General features: G+C 44.8%; 27 protein-coding genes and 4 pseudogenes. 3 read left to right on the plus strand and 28 right to left on the minus strand.

The genetic code is table 11. The features are described from left to right. The 13 genes and pseudogenes from NFS18_RS10350 to NFS18_RS10415 form a co-directional block, all read right to left on the minus strand. Window positions 1-1,687: pseudogene (locus NFS18_RS10350) on the minus strand (DNA topoisomerase); the annotation flags it as partial. 35 nt (window positions 1,688-1,722) lie between these two features. Then, the gene (locus tag NFS18_RS10355; protein ID WP_004056024.1) at window positions 1,723-3,360 is read right to left on the minus strand and encodes a recombinase family protein; all 1,638 of its coding nucleotides are present in this window, start codon (window positions 3,358-3,360) and stop codon (window positions 1,723-1,725) included. A gap of 72 nt (window positions 3,361-3,432) precedes the next feature. Continuing rightward, a complete protein-coding gene (locus NFS18_RS10360; RefSeq protein WP_004056025.1) occupies window positions 3,433-3,606 on the minus strand; it encodes a hypothetical protein in 174 nt (57 codons plus the stop codon). A gap of 114 nt (window positions 3,607-3,720) precedes the next feature. Further along, on the minus strand, window positions 3,721-4,158 hold the full coding sequence (locus tag NFS18_RS10365; RefSeq protein WP_004056026.1) for a hypothetical protein: 438 nt from the start codon (window positions 4,156-4,158) through the stop codon (window positions 3,721-3,723). 72 nt (window positions 4,159-4,230) lie between these two features. Further along, complete coding sequence (locus NFS18_RS10370; RefSeq protein ID WP_016284601.1) at window positions 4,231-5,805, minus strand: MobA/MobL family protein; 1,575 nt, start codon at window positions 5,803-5,805, stop codon at window positions 4,231-4,233. 306 nt (window positions 5,806-6,111) lie between these two features. After that, window positions 6,112-6,453 carry a hypothetical protein gene (locus tag NFS18_RS10375; RefSeq protein WP_004056029.1) on the minus strand — a complete coding sequence of 114 codons (342 nt, stop codon included), beginning with the start codon at window positions 6,451-6,453 and terminating at the stop codon, window positions 6,112-6,114. A 151-nt stretch (window positions 6,454-6,604) separates the two neighbouring features. Next, window positions 6,605-7,183 (minus strand): DUF6144 family protein, encoded by a 579-nt coding sequence (locus tag NFS18_RS10380; protein WP_016226243.1) that lies wholly within the window; start codon window positions 7,181-7,183, stop codon window positions 6,605-6,607. A gap of 86 nt (window positions 7,184-7,269) precedes the next feature. Then, window positions 7,270-7,551: a hypothetical protein gene (locus NFS18_RS10385; RefSeq protein WP_004056031.1), complete on the minus strand. Its 282-nt coding sequence runs from the start codon at window positions 7,549-7,551 to the stop codon at window positions 7,270-7,272. Then, window positions 7,548-8,156 carry a transposon-transfer assisting family protein gene (locus tag NFS18_RS10390; protein WP_004056032.1) on the minus strand — a complete coding sequence of 203 codons (609 nt, stop codon included), beginning with the start codon at window positions 8,154-8,156 and terminating at the stop codon, window positions 7,548-7,550. The genes NFS18_RS10385 and NFS18_RS10390 overlap by 4 nt, the downstream gene beginning before the upstream one ends. Window positions 8,157-8,410: 254 nt before the next feature. Next, a pseudogene (locus tag NFS18_RS10395) lies at window positions 8,411-8,725 on the minus strand (toprim domain-containing protein); the annotation flags it as partial. Further along, window positions 8,722-8,856: a DUF3789 domain-containing protein gene (locus NFS18_RS10400; protein ID WP_251389974.1), complete on the minus strand. Its 135-nt coding sequence runs from the start codon at window positions 8,854-8,856 to the stop codon at window positions 8,722-8,724. The gene NFS18_RS10400 and the pseudogene NFS18_RS10395, both read right to left, overlap by 4 nt. A gap of 251 nt (window positions 8,857-9,107) precedes the next feature. After that, window positions 9,108-9,788 carry a dihydrofolate reductase family protein gene (locus tag NFS18_RS10410; RefSeq protein WP_251389975.1) on the minus strand — a complete coding sequence of 227 codons (681 nt, stop codon included), beginning with the start codon at window positions 9,786-9,788 and terminating at the stop codon, window positions 9,108-9,110. Between the two features lie 81 nt (window positions 9,789-9,869). Further along, complete coding sequence (locus tag NFS18_RS10415) at window positions 9,870-10,355, minus strand: SLOG family protein (RefSeq protein ID WP_251389976.1); 486 nt, start codon at window positions 10,353-10,355, stop codon at window positions 9,870-9,872. 148 nt (window positions 10,356-10,503) lie between these two features. Between NFS18_RS10415 and NFS18_RS10420 the strand changes: the two genes are divergently transcribed. The 3 genes from NFS18_RS10420 to NFS18_RS10430 all read left to right on the plus strand — a co-directional run bounded on the left by NFS18_RS10420 (window position 10,504) and on the right by NFS18_RS10430 (window position 11,479). Then, the gene (locus NFS18_RS10420; protein WP_033143530.1) at window positions 10,504-10,818 is read left to right on the plus strand and encodes a helix-turn-helix domain-containing protein; all 315 of its coding nucleotides are present in this window, start codon (window positions 10,504-10,506) and stop codon (window positions 10,816-10,818) included. A 134-nt stretch (window positions 10,819-10,952) separates the two neighbouring features. After that, a complete protein-coding gene (locus NFS18_RS10425) occupies window positions 10,953-11,213 on the plus strand; it encodes an AbrB/MazE/SpoVT family DNA-binding domain-containing protein (protein WP_033143531.1) in 261 nt (86 codons plus the stop codon). Beyond that, window positions 11,210-11,479, plus strand: a complete 270-nt coding sequence (locus tag NFS18_RS10430; protein ID WP_331477645.1) for a type II toxin-antitoxin system RelE/ParE family toxin — start codon at window positions 11,210-11,212, stop codon at window positions 11,477-11,479. The genes NFS18_RS10425 and NFS18_RS10430 overlap by 4 nt, the downstream gene beginning before the upstream one ends. A 134-nt stretch (window positions 11,480-11,613) precedes the next feature. Here NFS18_RS10430 and NFS18_RS10435 read toward each other — a convergent pair whose 3' ends face one another. From NFS18_RS10435 to azlC, 15 genes and pseudogenes are all read right to left on the minus strand, one after another. Continuing rightward, window positions 11,614-12,027, minus strand: coding sequence for a dUTP diphosphatase (locus tag NFS18_RS10435; RefSeq protein WP_251389977.1), 414 nt, complete (start codon window positions 12,025-12,027; stop codon window positions 11,614-11,616). After that, the gene (locus NFS18_RS10440) at window positions 12,024-12,731 is read right to left on the minus strand and encodes an FAD-dependent thymidylate synthase (protein WP_251390028.1); all 708 of its coding nucleotides are present in this window, start codon (window positions 12,729-12,731) and stop codon (window positions 12,024-12,026) included. The genes NFS18_RS10435 and NFS18_RS10440 overlap by 4 nt, the downstream gene beginning before the upstream one ends. A gap of 46 nt (window positions 12,732-12,777) precedes the next feature. Continuing rightward, window positions 12,778-13,065 (minus strand): hypothetical protein, encoded by a 288-nt coding sequence (locus NFS18_RS10445; protein ID WP_082349906.1) that lies wholly within the window; start codon window positions 13,063-13,065, stop codon window positions 12,778-12,780. 118 nt (window positions 13,066-13,183) lie between these two features. Continuing rightward, complete coding sequence (locus tag NFS18_RS10450; protein WP_251389978.1) at window positions 13,184-13,666, minus strand: hypothetical protein; 483 nt, start codon at window positions 13,664-13,666, stop codon at window positions 13,184-13,186. Window positions 13,667-13,737: 71 nt separating this feature from the next. Continuing rightward, entirely contained in the window at window positions 13,738-14,394 is a 657-nt protein-coding gene (srtB, locus tag NFS18_RS10455; protein ID WP_331477648.1) for a class B sortase, read from the minus strand. Window positions 14,395-14,443: 49 nt separating this feature from the next. Next, window positions 14,444-14,575 (minus strand): annotated as a pseudogene (locus NFS18_RS10460) (helix-turn-helix domain-containing protein); the annotation flags it as partial. Window positions 14,576-14,605: 30 nt separating this feature from the next. Further along, on the minus strand, window positions 14,606-15,127 hold the full coding sequence (locus tag NFS18_RS10465; protein WP_251389979.1) for a DUF5720 family protein: 522 nt from the start codon (window positions 15,125-15,127) through the stop codon (window positions 14,606-14,608). 117 nt (window positions 15,128-15,244) lie between these two features. Further along, complete coding sequence (locus NFS18_RS10470; protein ID WP_331477649.1) at window positions 15,245-15,886, minus strand: Fic family protein; 642 nt, start codon at window positions 15,884-15,886, stop codon at window positions 15,245-15,247. Between the two features lie 174 nt (window positions 15,887-16,060). Continuing rightward, window positions 16,061-16,252 (minus strand): annotated as a pseudogene (locus tag NFS18_RS10475) (terminase large subunit); the annotation flags it as partial. Window positions 16,253-16,334: 82 nt separating this feature from the next. Further along, on the minus strand, window positions 16,335-16,661 hold the full coding sequence (locus tag NFS18_RS10480; protein ID WP_251389980.1) for an MmcQ/YjbR family DNA-binding protein: 327 nt from the start codon (window positions 16,659-16,661) through the stop codon (window positions 16,335-16,337). Window positions 16,662-17,133: 472 nt separating this feature from the next. Next, window positions 17,134-17,433 carry a YciI family protein gene (locus tag NFS18_RS10485; RefSeq protein ID WP_251389981.1) on the minus strand — a complete coding sequence of 100 codons (300 nt, stop codon included), beginning with the start codon at window positions 17,431-17,433 and terminating at the stop codon, window positions 17,134-17,136. Between the two features lie 7 nt (window positions 17,434-17,440). Further along, the gene (locus tag NFS18_RS10490) at window positions 17,441-18,118 is read right to left on the minus strand and encodes a TIGR00266 family protein (protein ID WP_251389982.1); all 678 of its coding nucleotides are present in this window, start codon (window positions 18,116-18,118) and stop codon (window positions 17,441-17,443) included. A gap of 301 nt (window positions 18,119-18,419) precedes the next feature. Further along, window positions 18,420-19,361: a DUF1848 domain-containing protein gene (locus NFS18_RS10495; RefSeq protein ID WP_251389983.1), complete on the minus strand. Its 942-nt coding sequence runs from the start codon at window positions 19,359-19,361 to the stop codon at window positions 18,420-18,422. A 73-nt stretch (window positions 19,362-19,434) separates the two neighbouring features. Then, the gene (locus NFS18_RS10500) at window positions 19,435-19,761 is read right to left on the minus strand and encodes a branched-chain amino acid transporter permease (protein ID WP_251389984.1); all 327 of its coding nucleotides are present in this window, start codon (window positions 19,759-19,761) and stop codon (window positions 19,435-19,437) included. Continuing rightward, the gene (azlC, locus tag NFS18_RS10505; protein WP_251389985.1) at window positions 19,758-20,555 is read right to left on the minus strand and encodes an azaleucine resistance protein AzlC; all 798 of its coding nucleotides are present in this window, start codon (window positions 20,553-20,555) and stop codon (window positions 19,758-19,760) included. The genes NFS18_RS10500 and azlC overlap by 4 nt, the downstream gene beginning before the upstream one ends. Window positions 20,556-20,615: the final 60 nt, after the last annotated feature.

A 20,615-nucleotide genomic window follows, 5' to 3' on the forward strand; every position in this document is an offset into this window, starting at 1 on the left:
TCGTAAACAGGAAAAAACGCCGTTGCTTTCCGGAAGCCGCCACGGATTTTGTTATGGATTTTTTCTTTCCGGAAAAGAATTTATTGTCTTTCCACAGCGCAAAGGCACAGTCTTGGTTATCACAAAAGAAGCCTTTTTTGCCCTCATATACGGTTCCGCCGCAGCGGGGGCAGGTGCCGACAGCCTCACGCCCGTTTCTTTTTGCATCAGGGAACAGGCCGGCAAAGCGTTCCTCCGGGGCGGTATGTTCTTTTACCAACGTCCGGCTCATATCCGCAATCTGCCCCATAAAGGATTCTGCAGCCAGCTCGCCGCGTTCCACCTGCTTTAGCATGGATTCCCATTCTGCGGTGAGCGTAGGCGATTTAATATTATCCGGCAGCACCAGGATCAGGTTCGTGCCTTTCTCCGTAGGGATAAGCTGTTTCTTCTTCCGCTGCACAAAACCGGCAGCTACCAATTTTTCCAGTGTAGCGGCGCGGGTGGCCGGCGTACCTAATCCCTTGCGCTCGGCATCCTCCGGCATATCCCCGGTTCCGGCGGTCTCCATAGCTGCCAGAAGGGAATCCTCCGTATAATGCTTCGGCGGGGAGGTTCTGCCTTCCCGGACGCTGGCAGAGACCGTTTCAAATATCTGCCCCTCCTGCAGCACGGGGAGGGAGGCATCCGTGTTCCCGTCATCCTCCGGTTTGGATTCTTTCAATCCCATGCGGTAGAGGCGTTCCACTTCCTTCCACCCAGCCTGCAATACCGTCTTTCCCTTTGCTGTAAAGGAATTGCCCTGGCAGTCCAGAACCGCCGTCACCACCTCGAACCGGTGCGCTTGGGCCGTGGCAGAAAGCAGCCTTGCGGCGATCAGCGTCAGTACATCCCGTTCCCCGGAGGGAAGCTCCGATAAATCCGTCCGGGCAATCTCCACCGTAGGGATAATGGCATGGTGGTCGGTGACTTTGCTGCCATCCGTTACGCGGTCAATATCCGGTTCCCCGGTGTAGCCCTTTCCAAAAGGCATATGATCCCGCAGCCAGAGAACCAGGGAAGCGGCGGTTGCCTGCATATCCTCGGTCAGATACTGGCTGTCCGTCCGGGGATAGGTCGCCAGCTTTTTCTCATAGAGGGATTGCACATAGTCAAGGGTCTGCTGCGCCGTATAGCCATAGATACGGTTACATTCCCGCTGTAAAGTCGTCAGGTCATACAGGCGGGGCGGCTGTACGGTCTTGACCTGCTTTTCCACGGACAGCACAGAAACGTCCTGCCCGTCACAATCCATACGGATTTTTTCAGCTTCATGTTTCACGGACAGCTTTTCGCCAGAGGCAGTAAAGCCGCCGCAGGTGATCTCCGGCACATAAAAAGGCTTGCTCGTAAATGCCTGAATATCCGCCTCCCGCTGTACCAGAAGGGCCAGCGTGGGCGACATGACGCGCCCCACATTGAGCGTGACGCCATACAGGACAGAGAAAAGCCGGGTGGCGTTAATGCCGATCAGCCAGTCAGCCCCGGCCCGGCAGACCGCCGCGTCATAGAGATTATCGTAGTCGCTGCCAGGGCGCAGGTGTTCAAACCCGTCACGGATCGCCGCGTCCTCCATACTGGAAATCCAGAGGCGTTCCATCGGTTTCTTACATCCGGCGTGTTCATAGACCAGACGAAAGATCAGTTCGCCCTCACGCCCGGCGTCTGTTGGATAGTTGGAATAGGTGACTTAGAAAATATCCATTATTCAAGGGTTTCCAGTGCCCCTATGAACTTGTAATGGATAGTAAGTCGTTGAATTTTCTGCCCGTCAACTTCTACGGGTTCAGAAACAAGAATTTTTTCTATAAGTTGGTTGATTATCTTAAAATTGAGTTCCGTTATTCCTGCATAACCGCTTATCTGCTCTGCAAAATGCTCAATGGAAGATAACTGTTCTTTGTCCGCTATGGCACTTTTTTCAAGTTCCTTTATCTTGGCTGTCAGTTCTTCCTGCTCGCTGTCAAATCGTGCCGACAGCATTTGGAAACGCTTTTCTGTTATCAGTTCCCTTGTCAAGTCCTCATACAGTTTGGCATACAGGTTTTCTATTTCCGACACTCGCTGTTTACATTGCCTTAGTTCCTTTTTCTGCTGTTCCTTATCCGCTGACAGTTGGAGATTAAGACGCTCGGCAATCTCCGTTACCATAGCTTTCCTGTCCGCCAGTGCCTGTCCTGCGTGTTTCTGAATGTCTGCAAGCACAACTTCGTGAACCGTCCTCGCCTCAATGGTGTGTGATGAACAACCCTCTTTCCCAAACTTGCGGTACTTGGTACAGCAGTAGAAAGTCTTGTCCAGTACGTTGTTACGCTTTCTTTTCTGCTCGACTTTGGCAAGCATGGCACTCCCACAATCGGCGCATTTGATAACCCCTCGGAAAATGTTGTCATATCCGCTTGAACTTTCCCCGATAACGGGCGGTCTGCTCTCCAAAATCTTCTGTACGGTGTTCCAACGGCTCTGCTCGATAATCGGTTCATGTGTGCCATAGATAACTTCACGCTCCGCATACGGGATATACTGTCTTTTCTTGGAACGCATGGTCTTGGTCGGTCTTTCCGCTACGGTAAGGTTTCCTGCATAAACGGGGTCATGCAATATCTTGCTGACATAGGCGGTGTCCCAGTCATACATCTTTTCCTCATCAGTGTACCGCTCAAACATTTCTTTTTTGTAGAAACTCGGCTTTATGACCTTTGCCTTGCGCAAGCGGTTACAGATAGTGTGAAGCCCCACGCCCTCCTCGGCGATTGAGAAAATCAGTTCCACAATGGGGGCGGTCACTTCATCAATGACAAGGTGGTTATGGTCTTTCTCGTCTTTTTGATAACCGAATGGGGCGGTAGTAGCCATATACTTGCCCTGCATTTTCCTTGCGTGGAGTGCGCTCTTGATTTTCCTTGACGTGTCCTTTGCGTACATTTCATTGATGATGTTGCGGAACGGTGTAATGTCCATTTGTGCGTTGTCTATGGAGTCCACGCCGTCATTGATTGCAATATACCGCACGTTATGGTTGGGGAAAAACACCTCGATATAAGTACCTGTTTCAAGGTAATTCCTCCCCAAACGTGACAGGTCTTTTGTGATGAGCGTTGACACTTCCCCGTCCTGTATGTCCTCGATAAGCTGTCGGAATGCGGGGCGGTCGTAGTTTGTACCGCTGTAACCGTCATCAACATAGAACTGGCAGTTCAGAAAACCGTTGCGCTTTGCATAATCTTTCAGCATGGTTTTCTGTGTGCTGATGCTCATGCTCTCGTTGTTCGTGCCGTCGTCTTTGGAAAGCCTGCAATATAAAGCAGTGATTTTGTCGTTATTCAGTTTTGCCCTTTTCATTTTGTCCTCCTTGATGAAAAGGGACTTCCTCTCAACTCCTATTATACTATATTCCCTTTTCCGTTTCCAGTGCTAATTTACGCTGTTTTCCGCTATCTCCTTAACCCTTTTTGTTATCTGTTCCTCGGCTATCCGCTTGAATACCGTTTCCATTTTTTCAGTACCTACATAGTGCCTTTCCACGATAATTTTTGTGGGTGGGTGCTGTCGGGTGGCTCTATGCTGTGTATTGCTGTCTTTGCTCATAAATCTGCTCCTTTACAATAAAATAGAGCGCATAGATTTGTTTTCTATACGCTCTGACGCTGTGTTACTTATTCAGTTGTGATTGTGATAATGGTTGTTTAGAGAATATGAAATTTATCTCTCTGACATATATTTCTGTATTTCATCAGATGTTAGTTTTCTTACTTGCGTGTTTGCATATTCTTTGTATTTTTCAACAATGAAAATAGGTTTCATTTTATCACAAGTTTTTCCTTTGTTCTTTTTTAGATATAATAGCAAGTCCTCACTGTCCGCAAAGATTTTGTATGAAAGTCTGCCGTTTTCACTTTTTATCTCATAAATACCGCATGGTTTCTTCATACTGTAATCAGCAGTGCGCAAATATAATTTTGCAATCTCTAACGACTTAAAAGGGAAATTCCACCGTTGCAACCCACGCTTGGGGTCATGTTCAATACAAATGCACCGCCCACAAGTCCCACAAATGTATTGTGTATGATTTGCTAAGCAATCCAATGGATTTAATAGTGGTGTTATTCTATTTTCACTAATATAACATTCCATGCACATTTCAATTTCACTCCCTTTGCAACTTTTGATTTTTACCTCTAACAGAATACCATAATCACACTCATATTTCCATTAAATTTCTTCCTCCCTCCGTTTCGTTCTGCTCTGTTGCCTGTTATGCTGTCGGTTCTCGTTCTGAAGTTCCCTCTCAAGGTTCTTCCTGTTATAGCTGATTACCTCGGCATACGCTAATTCTGTGGCGGTCTTGGTCTGCTCTTTGCCGATACTGTCATATTCAGACTGCAAAGACTGTATCTCTGCTTTCCACTGTTTCGGCGTTATCTTCTCGCCGTTCTGTAAAAGGCTCTGCATACGCTCCTTTAATTCGGGGTACTTTGATAAGCTGTCCTTATGCTCCTTATCGTATTTCATTTTCGCAAATCCTTTGAGTGACTGGCTCTCCTTATAGGTGGCTTGGATTGGTGCATAGAGGGCATACATTTTTGACAGTTCCTTTAATCGGTTTAGTTTCTGCCCCTTTGACAAATGCACTGTTTCAAGCTGACTGTATTTCTGTTCCCTATCCGCTGTAAAGTTCACAAGGCTTTCAAAGCTGTCTATCTTCCTTGTCGTGATGAATTTCTCCGCATTGTCGGCTGACTGCAAGGCGGTTCTGTCGGCTATTTTTCTTAGATGTTTTCCGCTGACAATGGGCAAGTCTAATCTGCCTTTGCGCCCCCTCACTTTTGCAATCATCTCCATGACTTCATTCTTCACGCTGACCGCTGTATTTTTAATCTTTTCGTACTGTGCGCTGTGTACTTCCTGCTTGGCAAACATGAGCATTTCTTTCGCCTGTTCCAACAGCATATTGTTCCTGATGATTTCCCGATTGATGTTGCCCCTCTCGGTCTGTATGCCCTTGCGTTCTAAAGCGTTGGCAACCGCACCGATATGGATTGTCGGCTCTCTGTCAATCCCCTGTTCCTTAAAAGAGCGGTGTTCCCAATGTAGCGCAATCCCCAACTGCTCATTGGTGGCATTGATTGTGTCGGCTAAATCTTTTCGCCACATCTTGGCGTTTTCTTGGCTGTTCCAGTCTGTGCTGTCGGCGGTGTGGCATTTCCACTGTTTGCGGTTGCGCTTGTCAACTTTCTGCTGTCCTGTCTTTTTGTCAATGATGGGAATACGCTCCCCGTTTTCGTCAAGGTCATACACCTTTTTCTGTTTCGCTCCCCATTCCCCTTTTTCCGTAAGAGGGCGCAGGGTAAGCATTACATGGATATGGAGATTGCGCTGTCCTTTGTCGTTCTCGCTGTCATGGATTGCCCAGTCAGCACACATTCCTTTGTCAACAAAATTCCTCTGCACATAATCCCTCACGACTTCCTCCGCAAGTTCATAACTCCATTCGTTGGGGAGTGACGCTTTCAACATTCTCGCAAGCTGTGATTTCTGTCCTTTCTCTGCCAGTTCAACAGCGTTCCATAAGGTGGCTCGGTCTGCATATTCTTTGGGCGCATTGGGCGGGAGAGTGATTTCACTGTGGACTAAATCTTCATGGTATTTCGGGCGGTAGGTCTGCCCGTCAAACTCGCTGACAAGAATGCTCCTGCTGATGTATGATGCTTTCTCGACTGCCGACTGCCCCTTGCTCCGCCTGACAATGGAAAAACGTGTGCTTGCCTGTTTCGTAACATTAGCCATGCGCAACACCTACATTCTGCCGACAGGGTATAGGGGCGCACTCATAGACTTTGTGGGCAGATAAAGGCTGTTCTTTAGCCTTTATCTGAACGCAAAGTTCACTAAAGGGTAGCAAGCGCAGCTTGCGAAGGGGAATTGTCGTTTCCCCTTTTGGCTGCCGCAAGGCAGACAACACCCTCCGCAGGAGTCCATGCAAGTGAAACTTGCCCCTCGGAGAGCGCACATACCACTTCTGGTGGTATATCTGTGCGCACCCCGTAAACGGGGTGAATATGTTACCTCGGCTTTCCAGTGTCCTTGCCTTTGTCATTCCGTACCGCCCTCGCTTTCATTTTCGGCATTGGGGAGAGTGGATTGTGGGGGAGTGGTTTCTCGGCTTTCCGCTTTGATTTTAGAGATAATCTGCTGACACTCCCTTGTCTGCAATGCAACCGACAAGATACGGTTTAACTCGCCCTCGTCATAGCGGTAGCAGTCGGGGAAATACTTCACAATGATACCGCCCATGATGTACTTGTGGTGGTTCTCGGCTTTGCGTTTTTTCTCGTTCTGCTTTTTCTTCTCATTGGCTACACGCTGTTTCGCCTGTTCCAATGCCTGCAATGCTTTTTCTAAATTTCTGCTTGCGTCATTTTTGCTCTCAATCATCTTGATACCTCATTCTTTCTGTACTGTGTTGATTAGTTTTGGAAATAAAAAAGGTAGCTGATTGTCTGTTAAGATAATCGCTACCTAAAGGTAAACAATATTTAGTTTTCATATCATTTTTCTGTCTTGATTTTTCCCGACAAACTGGAATTTATTGAAATGTAATTCTCAAAAGACAAAAATCAAATCCTTGCCGTATGCTTTGCACAATTTCTACATAGACAGGTTTTTCAAAAACAATCTCAAATAATTTTTTGTTATATCCAGCAGTGCAGTGACACCATGTTAATGAATTTGAATTTTTTGCTTTTTCTAACATAGGACATTCACAAGTAAACATTTTTGTATACAGTTGATTATCTTTAATAAACCAACCGGCACCATTTTCGTTCAGAGCATTGACAAATCTATGCAAATCCTTATCCAAAGAGAGATAGAGTTGTTTCAAGTTATTTGCTGTATCTTCTAACCTACCATTTTCATTACAATAGCACTCTTGGCGAATGTTTTTTACCGTTTTTTTATCAAATCTATTTTCAAGAATAGCAGATAGCTTTTCTACCCACTCGGCTCGAATGTCTGGTGTTGAATTTATAGATAATGGAATTTCCTTTATTATGCTTTCTGCAACTTCCCTTGATACATTCTTTTCCAAACTATGTTTCAACCTCATTAACTCATCTATTTCTAATGTCGGAGAAACTTGCTCTGGCATAGAAAAATTTTTCATATTCTTTCTCCTTAAATTTCGATTTGTTAAATTGTTCAATGTCATTATCTTACCACAAACGCATACACAATTCCATTAAATTTTCTTTAATTTCCCTTTGCCTTGTTATTTGCAATCATCATCTGCCTTGCCCGTTCCCTCTGCTCTGTACTGAACGCCCTCGGCTTGCGGTAGCAGACGTATGACTTTGGAAAAGAATAGGTCTTAGATACCTCGTCCTGCCCTGTCAGCTTGTATGTGTCGGGGAAGTCGGCAACAAGCGTGTCAAGTTTCCGCATAACCGCTTTATCCCTTGTATAGAGGGTGGCGGTCTTTTCTCCTGCATTATAATTGACAATCGTTTCCTGTTCGTATCGGGAAAGTTTCATAGTGCCATATCCCCCTTTCCTTTGCTGTGGGTTCTGTGCTTTTTTCCCTCGGAAACTGTCGGCTGTTTTGCCTGTTCCTTTGCTCTGGCTAACCTTGTCCTTATGGAGTGGTCACGCTCGGTCAGTTTCCGTCTTTTGGTGGTGGCGGTCAGTTCCGCACACGTTTCTTCTGACAGGGAATTTAATTTCTTTAAGGTGCTACTTACTATCTGCTTTGTGTTATCGTCTTTTATCTGCGGAAGAATAGCAGACAGACTGGCGCACGTTTCCGCTTTTCCCTGTTCTCCAAACTGGTAAATCAGATTGATTTCATCAGCGTTAAAAGGTATCTGTATATTTGCGCCCTCACATAAACGCTCCACGCCCACGCACTTAGGGAGATTTTTTGTCAGTTCGTAATTATCCCTCGCTGTGATTGTTCCATGCCTGTCGGTCTGCCTTACCTCGACTTCACACTGGCTTTTCTGTTCCAACACAAGCCACTGGTATTTATCGTTTTCTTTCGTAAATACAGTCTGATGCGCATTGGAGTGTGTCTTGCTACGGATATATTTGTCGGCGGTACTGTAATAGTCCAAAATCTGTTGTTCCTGCTTTTTATTCATGGTCTTTGCCCTCCTGTGATATGGATTGATATGATTGATTGGTTTCGGTGTTGATATATGATTTTTTCTCGTTACTTGTTGGGAGATTTGATTGCGGAATACTGTTGTTGGGTATTTCTCCGCTTGGGGAATAGGAGTTCATTTCATACGGTAATTACCGCATGAAAAAAGACTATAACCGATACTGTCATAGCCTTTTAAGGATTGAGGAAGTCCCTTTTTTATTTGTATTTGTTTGTCGCCCCTCCGCACTATCCAACATCGGTAGCGCATACCACCGATTCCACCCGTTTGTCTTTCATCAGCCGGCACAGAAGGTCAAGCTGCTTTTTCTTGTCCTTCGGCACCTCGTATTTCCATTCTTCGGGCAGGATCGGCAGATCACCATAACGCCATTTGGCATATTGTTCCCCATAAGCCTCCGGCTGCGCCAGTTCCAGAAGGTGCCCCACGCACCAGCTCACCAGGTAGCCGCCGCCCTCCAGGTAGCCGTCTTTTTTTTCATTTGCGCCCAGGACCGCCGCCAGCGACATGGCGACAGAGGGCTTTTCCGCAATCACTAATTTCAATGTTCAGACCTCCTTTGCATATCTTCAAATTCTTTGTCCGCCTGCTTTCCTGTCTGTAAAAGACACATCAGCACAACGCCGGCAGACATCCCTCCGGTGAATGTAAGAAAGTGTGTAATCATGTTCCACATAAAAAATCCTCCTAAAAAAATAGGTAAAGAAAAACGCCCACCGGAAAGTGAGCGTATCATCAAGTATCAGTTATCCATTCTTTCATTTTCTTTTCGCTGCGGGTTGCCCTGGCAGAACAATCTCCCCGACAGGGATTTCCCGTAACTCTTTTTTCATTTGGTGCGCAAACCGGATAGTCCTAACTGTGCCGCCTTTCTCCCTCCTATCATACACAGCAATCACCCGGTCAGATTGTTCGACCATGTAGCTGTTAATGAATCACTTTATAATGCAATCTAATATATGAGTCCTCCAAAACCGTACATTCTTGTAATTTCAACACGCCTAATTGTGATAGTTCACTTTTTGATAGTAATGATTTTCCATCAATCAAGGTGGATGTATCCTTACCTCCAATTAAAACAGGGGCAACAACAATATCAATATAATCGAATAATTTTTCCCGAAGAAATAACCCGTTTAACGTACCACCGCTTTGTATAGTGATCCTTTGACAGCCATATTTTGACTTAAGTTCTGCAAGAGCATCTGTCAAAGATAGCTCACTTTGATAAATAATATGAAGATTGACTTCCTTTATCTGAAATGCTGGATGATCTATATTGGAAGTAATCAACACAAATTCTTTTGATAAGGCACATAAATAGCGAATACCATGTTCAGTCAAATGACTGTTGTCAATTATCACAAAGGAAACAGGCGACTTGTTCGGCAGTCCTTTCATGTTGATACCAATCTTTTCCTGTACTCTGCCAGAGTTGAGCGACCATAAATCTGTTGTCTGCTCTATCTCATAATATTGGTGTAGTCCTTCTTGAACGCCCATAATTTTAGGGAAATCTTTGTCCACATCTAAATCATCTGTTGCTCCTGTGCTGATTTTCCCGTCAACAGACATCAGCATAAATAATGTCGTAATAGGTCTGTCCATTTTATCCCTCCAAATCCCGATTTTTCTTTCGCATTTTGAAATTATAGCATGAATACAGAGATTTATCCAACAACCTCGATGCTAAAGTAAATGTATCTCCCCGACAGGGATTTCCCGCAGTACCTTTTTCATCTGGTGCGCAAACCGGATTGTCCTAACCGTGCCCCCTTTTTCCCTCCCGTCATACACAGCGATCACCCGGTCCGAGTGTTCGACCATGTAGCGGTTCCGGTGGGAATAGACGCTGGGGTGGTATTCCTCCTGCATGACAACAACATCCGCGCAAGCCTCCAGCATTTCATAAGTCCGGCCCTTTGCCATCAGGCTGTCCAGACGCTTTTGATAGGGAATGACAGCAATCAGCTCCAGCGCCGGATTTGTCTTTTTCTTCTCCAGCACAATCTTGGCAAAATACTGGTCCACGCCATCCGCGAAACCGCTCATAAAGCGGGTAAACCCGTCTGCAACGGCAGAATCAATTTCACGCTGCAGGGCTGCCTTTACATGGTTAATCTCTTTCTGGGGTAAATCCCTGTGCCCGGTGACACAGCAGGTCTTTCCTTCCATTTCTATTCCTCCATCCGATAGGTATTATTCTTCACTTTTCATATTGTAATAGATTTAATTTAGCAAGTCAACAAAAACACCCTTTTTCCCTTTGCGAATAATGCAAGGGTATGAGGTACAATCTATTACAGAATGGGAGGTGAAGGTGATGTATGAAGATTTTGTCCCGGAACGGCTGGCAAAGCTGCGGACACAGAAAGGCGTATCTGCGCGCGATATGTCTCTATCGTTAGGACAGGCAAACAACTACATCAACAACATTGAAAACAAAAAATCACTTCCCGCTATGCAGTCCTTCTTCTATATCTGCGAATATTTAGGCGTAACACCGCAGGAATTCTTTGATGAGGGTAACACCTGCCCCGAAGCCTTGCGGGAATTTATCGCAGAGGCGAAACAACTCGACTCCAAATCCATGCAGTATATCCTCGGCATTATGAAAGAACTCAATAGCAGAAAGTAAGCGGTCACGGTGCTGGCCGCTTTATTTGTAAATTTTTTTCGTACCCCCTTGCATAAATCCCTCAAAGTGGATATACTATAAGTAAGAAAGTGAGAATTTCCTACTTTCAAACTCAAAGCAAGGGAGATGATCGTATGCTGGCCGAATTGCGTCAAAAAGCCCAGGTCACAATTCCAAAGGAAATCATCGTTAAACTCGGTCTGTCCGAAGGTGATAAACTGGACATCTTCGAGAAGGACGGTTCCATCTGCATCATGCCGGTGGTCGTCTACCCCAAAAAATATTTAAGCGAGCTTAAAGAAGAAATCGGGGATGTAAAAGCAAAAATCGCATCCGGGGAGCAGCCTGTCTTTGACAGCGTGGACGCCCTGTTTGACAAATTGGAGGCGGAATGATGGCGTATGAGTTTACCTTTACGCCCCGTTTCCAAAAGCATTTTAAGGGCCTGACTGCACAGGAGAAGAAGCAGCTTAAAAACAAACTGGAACTTCTGGCCGAAAATCCTTCCCACCCGTCGCTGCGCACCAAACGCATCCAGGGAACCACGGACCTTTTTGAGTGCAGCGTCAACATGGACATCCGCATTATCTGGTATTACGAAAGCGACAAAATGATTATCCTGGTGGACGTAGGGCATCACGACATATTAAAGCAGTTTTAAGCAGCAGAGCGGTACGCCGTCATAGCGTACCGCTTTTGCTATGTTTCTTTTATTATTGTACCCTGTAATGCCCCGGATATGTCCTTTTCCACTACCGGCGATAATCCAAGAATTACTCCCCAAATACTCTTTTTTTATTTTCCTGTACTTCCAAATCCTCCTGTGCCGCGCTGCCCGCCAAGTTCGGTAACAAATTCCGCAATCACAACCGGGGTGATCACAAGCTGGCCCACGCGGGAACCTTTGGAAAGTTCCTGCGGTTTGTTACTTACATTACTGATGATCGCATGAATCTCCCCACGGTAGCCGGAATCCACAGGAGGCAGCTCACAGACCAGCCCTTTTACCGCCATGCTGGTGCGTGGAAACACATAGCCTGCATATCCGTCCGGCATTTCAATCCCAAACCCAAGAGGAACCTTTGCAATCTCGCCCGGCTGCAAAGTACAGTCATAGGGCATATAAACATCCGCGCCGGCATCGTTCCCATGCGGACGGAATGGACGGCGGCCCTCCGGCACGCCAAAGTCAATCAGTTTGATCTTCATGCGCCGCCTCCTTCAAAAAGTGCCGGATAGTCCGCTTTCAGAAGATCCTCCGGCGTCATATCCGCGCCTATTTTTCTGCCGCAGGTCATTTTCCCCTCCAGGCATTTGTCCCGCTGGCAGAACGGCCCTGTAAGGCCGGGGGCAAATAGCACCGGGCTTAAAGTATAAAGCTCCTGCCAGATTTTCAGGAGCACGATCCGGGTCTCGTCCGTATTGCGCCGGCATACCCGCTGGCCGATGATGTGTTTCCACTGATAGGGCGTGGCGCTGATAACCAGCACATTCCGAAACCCCTGGGGTGTGGCATAGCCCGCCGCGTCATGGCCGATCCCCTCGGCACACAGCTTTTCGTAACAGTCCATGCCTTCGTGACAGCTTTTTAAGTACAGTTCCCGGACCGCAGCCGGGGCGGTCAGAATCTCATAAGGTACCGCAAAATCTGCCTGCCCCGTATAATTGCTGTACTGTAAGGACGCACTCATAAATTTTACCTCGTTCTGGTGTCTGGTGATCTGTGCCAGAAAACGCCGGCTTGCTCCCACAACAGCAACGGTAATGACCGCAAATTTCTGGACCGTTGGGTGCGGAAGGCCGCTGATTGCCGCCACGGTATTCTCGCTGAACGATTTTTCATAAAGAGCCATCAGGTCGTCCATTGTGGCGATCCGGTGGCCCCTTTGGGTGAGCCGGGCGGCAAAGACCATGTTCTTCTCGGCCTCCGCAACCGCCTGGCAGTTCAAAATCTTCACTTCAATTTGGTTGATTGGTATGTCCCTCCTTTACAATAGCTTTCAGTAAGAACAGATAGTTGAGGCTGTCTGTAATCTTTTCATTCCATGTGCTTATATCGTAATCCGTATCACCATCAAAGCACATATCATACAGGGAGACGATATGCTTCGCCAGCATCCCGGCAAGGGCACGCTCCGGCGTGGTGTGCTGCAAAGCTGCCGCCGCCTTAAAAGCCCCCAACCGGTCCGTATCGTCCCCGGTATATTCTTTGGTTTTCCGTTGCAGGATTTCCCTGCATAAAGCCACCTGCTCGTCAAAGGCAGCATTGACTTCCTTTTGTGTGATATGGCATCCCTCCTTTGAAAAATGGATCGTCCCGAATTTTATCTATTATTCGGGACAAATTTACATAAAGTTCCCGGCATTATGCGCTGGGAAGATAAATCCAGTCATGCATCAGGCAAACGCTGGGTTCATCCTCCCTGGGAACCATGTGGTAGGTACATTCCCCATACACGGTCCGTTTGTCCTCAATCTCCATGCCATACGCCTTATAGAAGCGGTATTCCAGGTTGGAAATGATACACCGCAGGGTTTGAAGCGCCTCCCGCTGTGAGGTCACGATCAAATCCCGGTCAATGCTGCGCTTTAAGAACAGCAGGGATTTATAAAGCTGTACCTCTGTCCGGTAAGGGCGGCAGTCCATATGTTCCAGCCAGTCGCTAAAGGCTACCGGTCCGCTTTGGATCACATCACGCTCCGGGTGGTAATACTCGTAGCAGTCCAGGTTTGCCGTGTTCAGAAGGTAGAGCATTTCCCGGACCTCATTTTCCGGCATATCATAGAACCGCAAAAGGGAGCGGTACAGATGGACATAGCCGGGTATCGAAACAATGGCATTCACCATAGAAAAATCCTCCTTGTAAATAGCGGGTGCGGGAGTTTTTGCCCCCGCACCGGTTTCTTAAAAATATTCGGTTATTCCACTTCCAACAGTTTTCCCATGACGATGAAGCGGCTCGCACCTCCGGGCGTACAGGTGAAAAGGGACAGCACCTTATCACTGGAAGTCACCGTAACATCGGTTTCAATGACAGACCGGCCCGCCATTTCAGAAAGCCATGTGGTGTAGGCGCCGTCATCCTTAAAGCTAAGCCTCCAGGGGGAAGTGTCGCTGCCGGACTCTCCGGGCCTTGCCACAAACGCCGTGAAAATTTCCACGATATAGCCGCCGCCAGGTGTGACAAGGTACATCTGCGGGTGTCCGTCATAATAGCTCTGTTCGTCATACTCATTCAGAGTGGCGAACATGGAGCCGTCCCGCATATTGTGGCCGTAGATAATGGTATTGCGGTCCGAAAAATCCTCCTGATTCTCATAGTCTGCAAACAGGCAGCCCACCTTGTTATAAGTGCCGTCATACAGATGGTGTAGGTAATACTCATTATCTTCCTTCTGCGTCACAGGATAATTGATCGCCGTATCAGGGAGGGTGAGCCAGCCGATAATGTCCGGCCCGGTTTCCCGGAGCGCATCAAAATCCACTGTGGGGAGGACCACAGAGGTGTCCTCCCCGGCAGGTTCCGTTTCCGTGTTATCGTCCTCCGGCGCTTCGGTCTGCTCCGGCAGCTCCACATGGGAAGCAACGTCCTCATAGGCTCCGGCGCTCTCTGAATACTGGTTAGTCCCAGTCTTCCGGCAGCGACAGCATGAGGGAGATGAGCCCCTTTGCCTTTAAGGACAGTTCCGTATTGCGCAGATGGTGGTTGCACATGATCGTGAAGTCCTTCGTTTTTTCTACCCGGAATACAGCCATTTCACAGCCTCCTTTCTCCGGTTATTTCCGTTACAAGGCGCGGTCCCTGCGGTCATAGTGGAGATGGCCGCCTGAGACCTTCGCATGGTTTTTCAGTTTCACTTCGCCCCGTTCCTGGCTGTCCAAGAATTTCTGATAGCCGGCATCCGTAAGGAACAGCCGCATCTTATCGCCCTTATCGCCGACAGGAGCATCACCTGAAAGCACGTCAAAGACGATCATGTGCCTTACCTCCGGGTCAAAGCGTTCCAGCGCCATTATGTCATGACCTTTCAGTTTCTCTGCGCCGGATTTCTGCCTGGCCTCCGCGATCAGCTCCCCGATGGTCCGCCCTTCCTGCGGAAGCCGGTAATTTTTCTGAATATCCCTCACCAGATCCATGCACTCGGAATCTGACAAAGGGCGCAGCTTTTCCATAAGGTCCCTTGCCGCTTTCCTCCGTGCCGGGTCACCAGCATACTGTGAAGCCATAGAAAGCTCATTGATAACGGCATACCGTTCACAGCCTTCTGTCTGGTACAGCATCCGTTTTTCCATTTCGTTCAGTTCCATGTGAATCTCCTTTCTTCTGAAAATGGGTACAAAAAAAGGACATCCACCTAAATAAAAGATGAAATGTCCTTTGGCATATACGCTATTCAATTTTATGTACAAAGCAGTCTGCCGCTGTTACGCCGCTTTCTGCTGATGTCTCTGTGTTACATTACCATCATTGAACGGATGAATACATAAAAAATCATTAATAAATATCAGAATCAACACGAGCGGATCAATCACCCAGGAATCAATCACTTGGTTAAGGCTTTCGCAAATTTCTTCTATTGCTTCCGGGGTTTCATACGGAGCCATCGGCGTAAAGCGAACAATCTGAGTTCCATCCGCTCTGGTTTCCGCAATTACATTCTGTGTATTTTTATATCTTCCACCAATAGCCTTTTCTGAGTATTTATATAAGTCTCTGTGTAATTGCAAAATATAAGAGGAACGAATTGGTATATACTCATAGCTTTCATGAATGGTATTCAGCACATCACGGTATCCCATAATTTCTTCCTCATCCCTGTTTCTAGGAGTAGTTTTTTCCATACACAATTGCTGCACTCTCGTGCTTGTTGTCACAATCCCCTCAATTTTATTGGATGCCTCTGTACTTTGAATCTTGGCAATTTTAATTAATTTATCTAATGCAGCTGGCTTTTGCTTCAAATATAATTCCTGACGTCCCTTATATTCATGTATCTGTGCTACTAAACCAAGAATCTCTGAATCCCAGTGGTAATTCTTTAATGCACTATAATCAAATACTCTCATTCGCCTACCCCCTATCTATTTCGCCTAATTATATGCTCTTTTTAGGCGAAAGTCAATTTATTAGGTGTGTTTTTCTCCTAATTTAGTATTGTTTTAGGCGATTCTATAATATTTTAGGCGTATACTACATATTTATATTTTGATTTAAGCCTTCCCCTTTTCCCCCAATTATATTTAAATAAACAAAATACCTCTCTCATCATAAACCGAAGCACTAACATCATTTCCACATCGGATTGACCTGTCCAGCCACACGATGGTTGCAATAGCACCGTCAATCTTCTCTGTAGATTTTTCTTTATCTACCTTAATATTTCCCACCGGATCATTACGGATATAAATGTTATCTATCATCCAACGTAGAATCGTATTCATAAAGACTCTCTGTCTCTTTCCATCTTCGCAATATTAATCTATCTGTTTCCAAAACCATCTAATTAACCTCATTTCATACTACTAAGTCATAGCTTTCCGCAATCATTCTCTGAATCTCTTGTGTTGGTATCGTTCCATCAAGAATCACTGTATTCCAGTAATTCTTATTTTGATGATACCCAGGCAACACAGAAGCATATGCATTTCTCCAAAAATCACGCCACTCCGGATCAACTTTTATATTGATGCATAGTTGTCCATTTCTTTCATAAGTCCACAGAAAAGCTTTTTTATTTTTACGAAGTCTTACTAAAATCCAATTGGAATCATGAAATGGTGCATCTTGATATGTATTCGGAAATGAAAGACCGTAATCTAATACTTCTTTTCTTGTTTTCATACACTATGACCTCCAGATTCTAAATCTGAATCAATTATACTATCTTTTTCGTTTCCAAACAATTCCAAACACAAAAATAACGCCCAAGGATCCTTCCAATCCCTGAGCGTCTGCTGCTAGTTTCAAACTACTTTAAACCTATTCTGCTTGTTACCTTCCTCATTATTTGTAAGATTGGAATAGTCTTCTTCTGCTATACTATGTATCGAATATCCAAATTCAATCAGCTCTTTATATGGGAAAGGATAAAATTAACACTGTTCTATCGCTGTGAGATATTTTACTCCCCCACATCCCAGTATTAATACAAACTGAGGATATTTCGGCAGGATATTTTCCTCTAAAGCCTTCCTGCCTTGCTCAGGCGGAATCTGAAAGATCAACGGAGGTATGGAACTTTGATTGCAGACTGTTTCTGTTGCTGGTTCCAACAGAACGCATCTGTTTCATATCTCACTCTTCTTTTCTGTAATTACAGCAAGTAATTATTTTCCCGGTTTGCAATCTGTAAACCGATTAATTTATAGGTTGCATATCCTCCCATGACCAACGGCTCTGATTTGCAAATTTCTTCTGCTTCTTCACGGCTTTCTGTTTTTAGGATATACATACCTGCCATCCCTGGATAACCTTTAAAGACACCGCAGATTTCCAGCTTTCCTTCATCATCCAGCCTTCTTATGTTTTCAACGTGTTCCATAACTACTTGTTTTGTCATTTTATTATAGGTCTTGCTTTTCTCAATCATCATCATGTACATCAATTTTTCCATATGAGTTTCAATTCCCTCCTGTTACAATGTAGGGCTGAATTGCGGCAGCCACACCAGAGACAGGCATAGTCTGGAGCCAGATTTTTCCCGGTCCGGTCAAAACGGTATTGAAAAAACCTTCGCCGCCCAGAAATTTATTTTTCAGTCCCTTTACCTGTTGGATATCGAGAGAAACTCCACTCTCGAATCCCAGTACATTGCCGGTATCCACAATCATTTTCTCTCCTGCCTGCAAGGTATATTCCACCAGTTCCCCGTCTACCTCAATGAAAGCAACACCATGTCCAGACAGCCTCTGCATAATAAAGCCCTCTCCGCCAAAGAAACCAGCACCCGCTTTTTTATTGAAGTGGATGGATAACTGTACGCCAATCTCTGAGGCAAGAAATGCAGTTTTTTGCAGAATGTACTCTCTGCCCGGAGCAATCTCCAGAGGCATAATCTTTCCGACAAAACTAGATCCAAATGCAATCATGCCAGGACCATTGGCCGTGTAAATATTCTGGAACATACTTTCACCGGAAATGGCTTTTGAAAACATTTTGCCCAATCCACCGCCAGAGGTCTGCATCTCTATATTGGAACTCATCCAAACCATAGAGCCTTTTTCGGTAATCATTTTCTCCTTGTTCTCCAACTGGCAGACAACAACCGGGAAATTACCGCCTTTCAATTCATACTGCATGAAAAATCAATCCTTTCTGTTTTGAAATTGCAAGGGATTGTCCCTTGCCATTTTAGCACGATTATGTACCATCTAAAAAAAATTATATTCACTTTATTATTAAATTGCAATACAAACCGTAAATTTGAATGAACTATCATTAACAGTTCAGCCTTTCAGCTGCACTGTTAATGAATCCGCCCTATTTTAAGTTCACCTGCGGTGAAAGGGCGGATTCTATTTTCCCATCACGCATTTTTACGGAGTTTGCAGCAAGTGCAAACTCCTATACTGAACTGTTACAACTATCAGCACAACATTATTAAAAATCAAAAAGAGTCATCTGATATTCTTTGCAAGAAGTCACTTTTCGTTCCTTTATCACATCATTTGCTCCAATTTCCCCAAAAAGAAGCGGTGATGCCGGATTATGAATCTGTGTATTTTTTATGACAGTTCTCTGACTGTAATTTGCATAACAATACAAACACCCATTTTTACAAGTATTATAGGTTCCAATATCTATACTGGCAGCACAACCGCATTTTGTTCGTTGATTTGAATCTTTGTCTATAGCTAATTTGCATTTTCCAATCCGTTCAAATCTCCTTCTATCGATACATTGAGCATGAGAAATTCCTAATTTATCAAATTCTAACGCTTCGGCACAAGTATCTATATAAAACCCCCGCTCTTTCGCAATATCTGAAAATCTCTGCATAATTTCAAATTGTTGTGCTCTTGTCTCTTGCTGAATTTTCAGAGGTTGTGTATTTCGTACGGTATTTCGATATAAGTCAAGAAAACTAATGGTACATTTTTCAGTATAATCACCAAGTTTTTCTGCTAATACCTTAAAATATCTGCAGTGATATTCCATGGTATACCTATCATTGAAAAAAATAGGATCGTACCTCCATATTACCTTCTCACGTCCTATCATTTGCGATAGCTTTTGAAATGCAGGTATAATAATATGATTCTTTGATGGAATATGAGGTTCCACATCTTTGTCATATGCATTCAAAGTAAATTGAAAATAGCAATTATACCTATCCAGTTCAGAAAGACGTCCCAGCATTGGTACAGGATTTTTAGTCCAAAAAACAATTCCATCAACAACATCAGGAGATAAATTTATTCTGCTGATTTGATACATATTCATAGGATTTCTTACTAAAACATATTCTTCTTTAAGTCTGTTAAACAGCCATTCAGAATAGTATGTGGGAATATCTGTCCTTCGGCTTGCGCTTATTATCATTCTCCCACCCCTTTTTTATTTTCATCTGCTCACTTGTACAAATTTAGCAGTCATGACGGCAAAAAGAATTTTTTCAAAATAAAAACTGTACGAGCAGCATATAACAGACAGTTCCCCCCGCAATGGACAACAACATCTGTCTCTTCCATAAATGCAGTACAACTACAACTGTAATTGCGACTGCCTCTGGAATCCCATGCATTCCGGTAAAGATACTGACATTTTTCAGACAGTAAATCACCAGCATCCCAAAGATTGCTCCCGGCAGTACCTTCCCCAGGTACTGTACATATTTCGGAGTTGGTTTTCCCGCTGGAAATACAATGAATGGAAAGAAACGTGTAATCATTGTTCCCAATACCACTGCCCCAACCGTTATAATCTGTTGTGCCAATGTCATTGTATCTCACCATCCTTTCTACATTTCACACTGTTTTCTTCAAATGGCAGGCATACATTTTCCGTGATCCTTCCTGCCATGCCGTCAGATTCTGAATCTACTGACTTTCTTCTTATTAAGGATAAAACAATTAAAATACTTATCATCGCCGGAATGATAAAGCTATCTGCCCCAAATACAAACAGACATATCAATGACAAGCCCAGTCCAAGCAGTTCTGAAGTGTGGTTCTTATCCTTCATCCACTGCTCCATAAAAATCACCACAAACATTGCTGTCATCACAAAATCTAATCCTTCAGTGTTAAAATGAATCAGAGAGCCGAAAATCCCTCCAAAAGTAGCTCCAAATACCCAGTAAATCTGATTCAAGAGCGTCACGGAGAACATAAACCAGCCATGATCCACATCCTTTGGCACTTCTGCTGTATAGTTGATAGAAAAACTCTCATCACACATTCCAAATATCAAATAAAACTTCTTCCAGCCCAGTTCCCGGAATTTATCCAGCATAGAAATCCCATAAAACAAATGTCTGGCATTAATCATAAGAGTCATCATCAACGCCTGTAATGGATTGAATACTCCCAGCAAAAGATTTACTGTGATAAATTCCATTGAACCGGCAAAAATCGTCATACTCATCAGCATCGGATACCAGAATGAAAAACCGGATACATTCATATAAATTCCATATGTCATTCCCAGAAACCAAAAGCCCGCAAAAATCGGAATTGTATGTGGAAAAGCTGCCTTAAATGCTTTTCTGAATTGTTTTACTTTCTTTTGCTCCATGCTAATACCTTCTTCCGTATCTCATCTGATTTTCTCCATCACAAAATTTACTTCATCCGC

Source organism: Mediterraneibacter agrestimuris, assembly GCF_943193195.1.
Classification (GTDB): Bacteria; Bacillota; Clostridia; order Lachnospirales; family Lachnospiraceae; genus Schaedlerella; species Schaedlerella agrestimuris.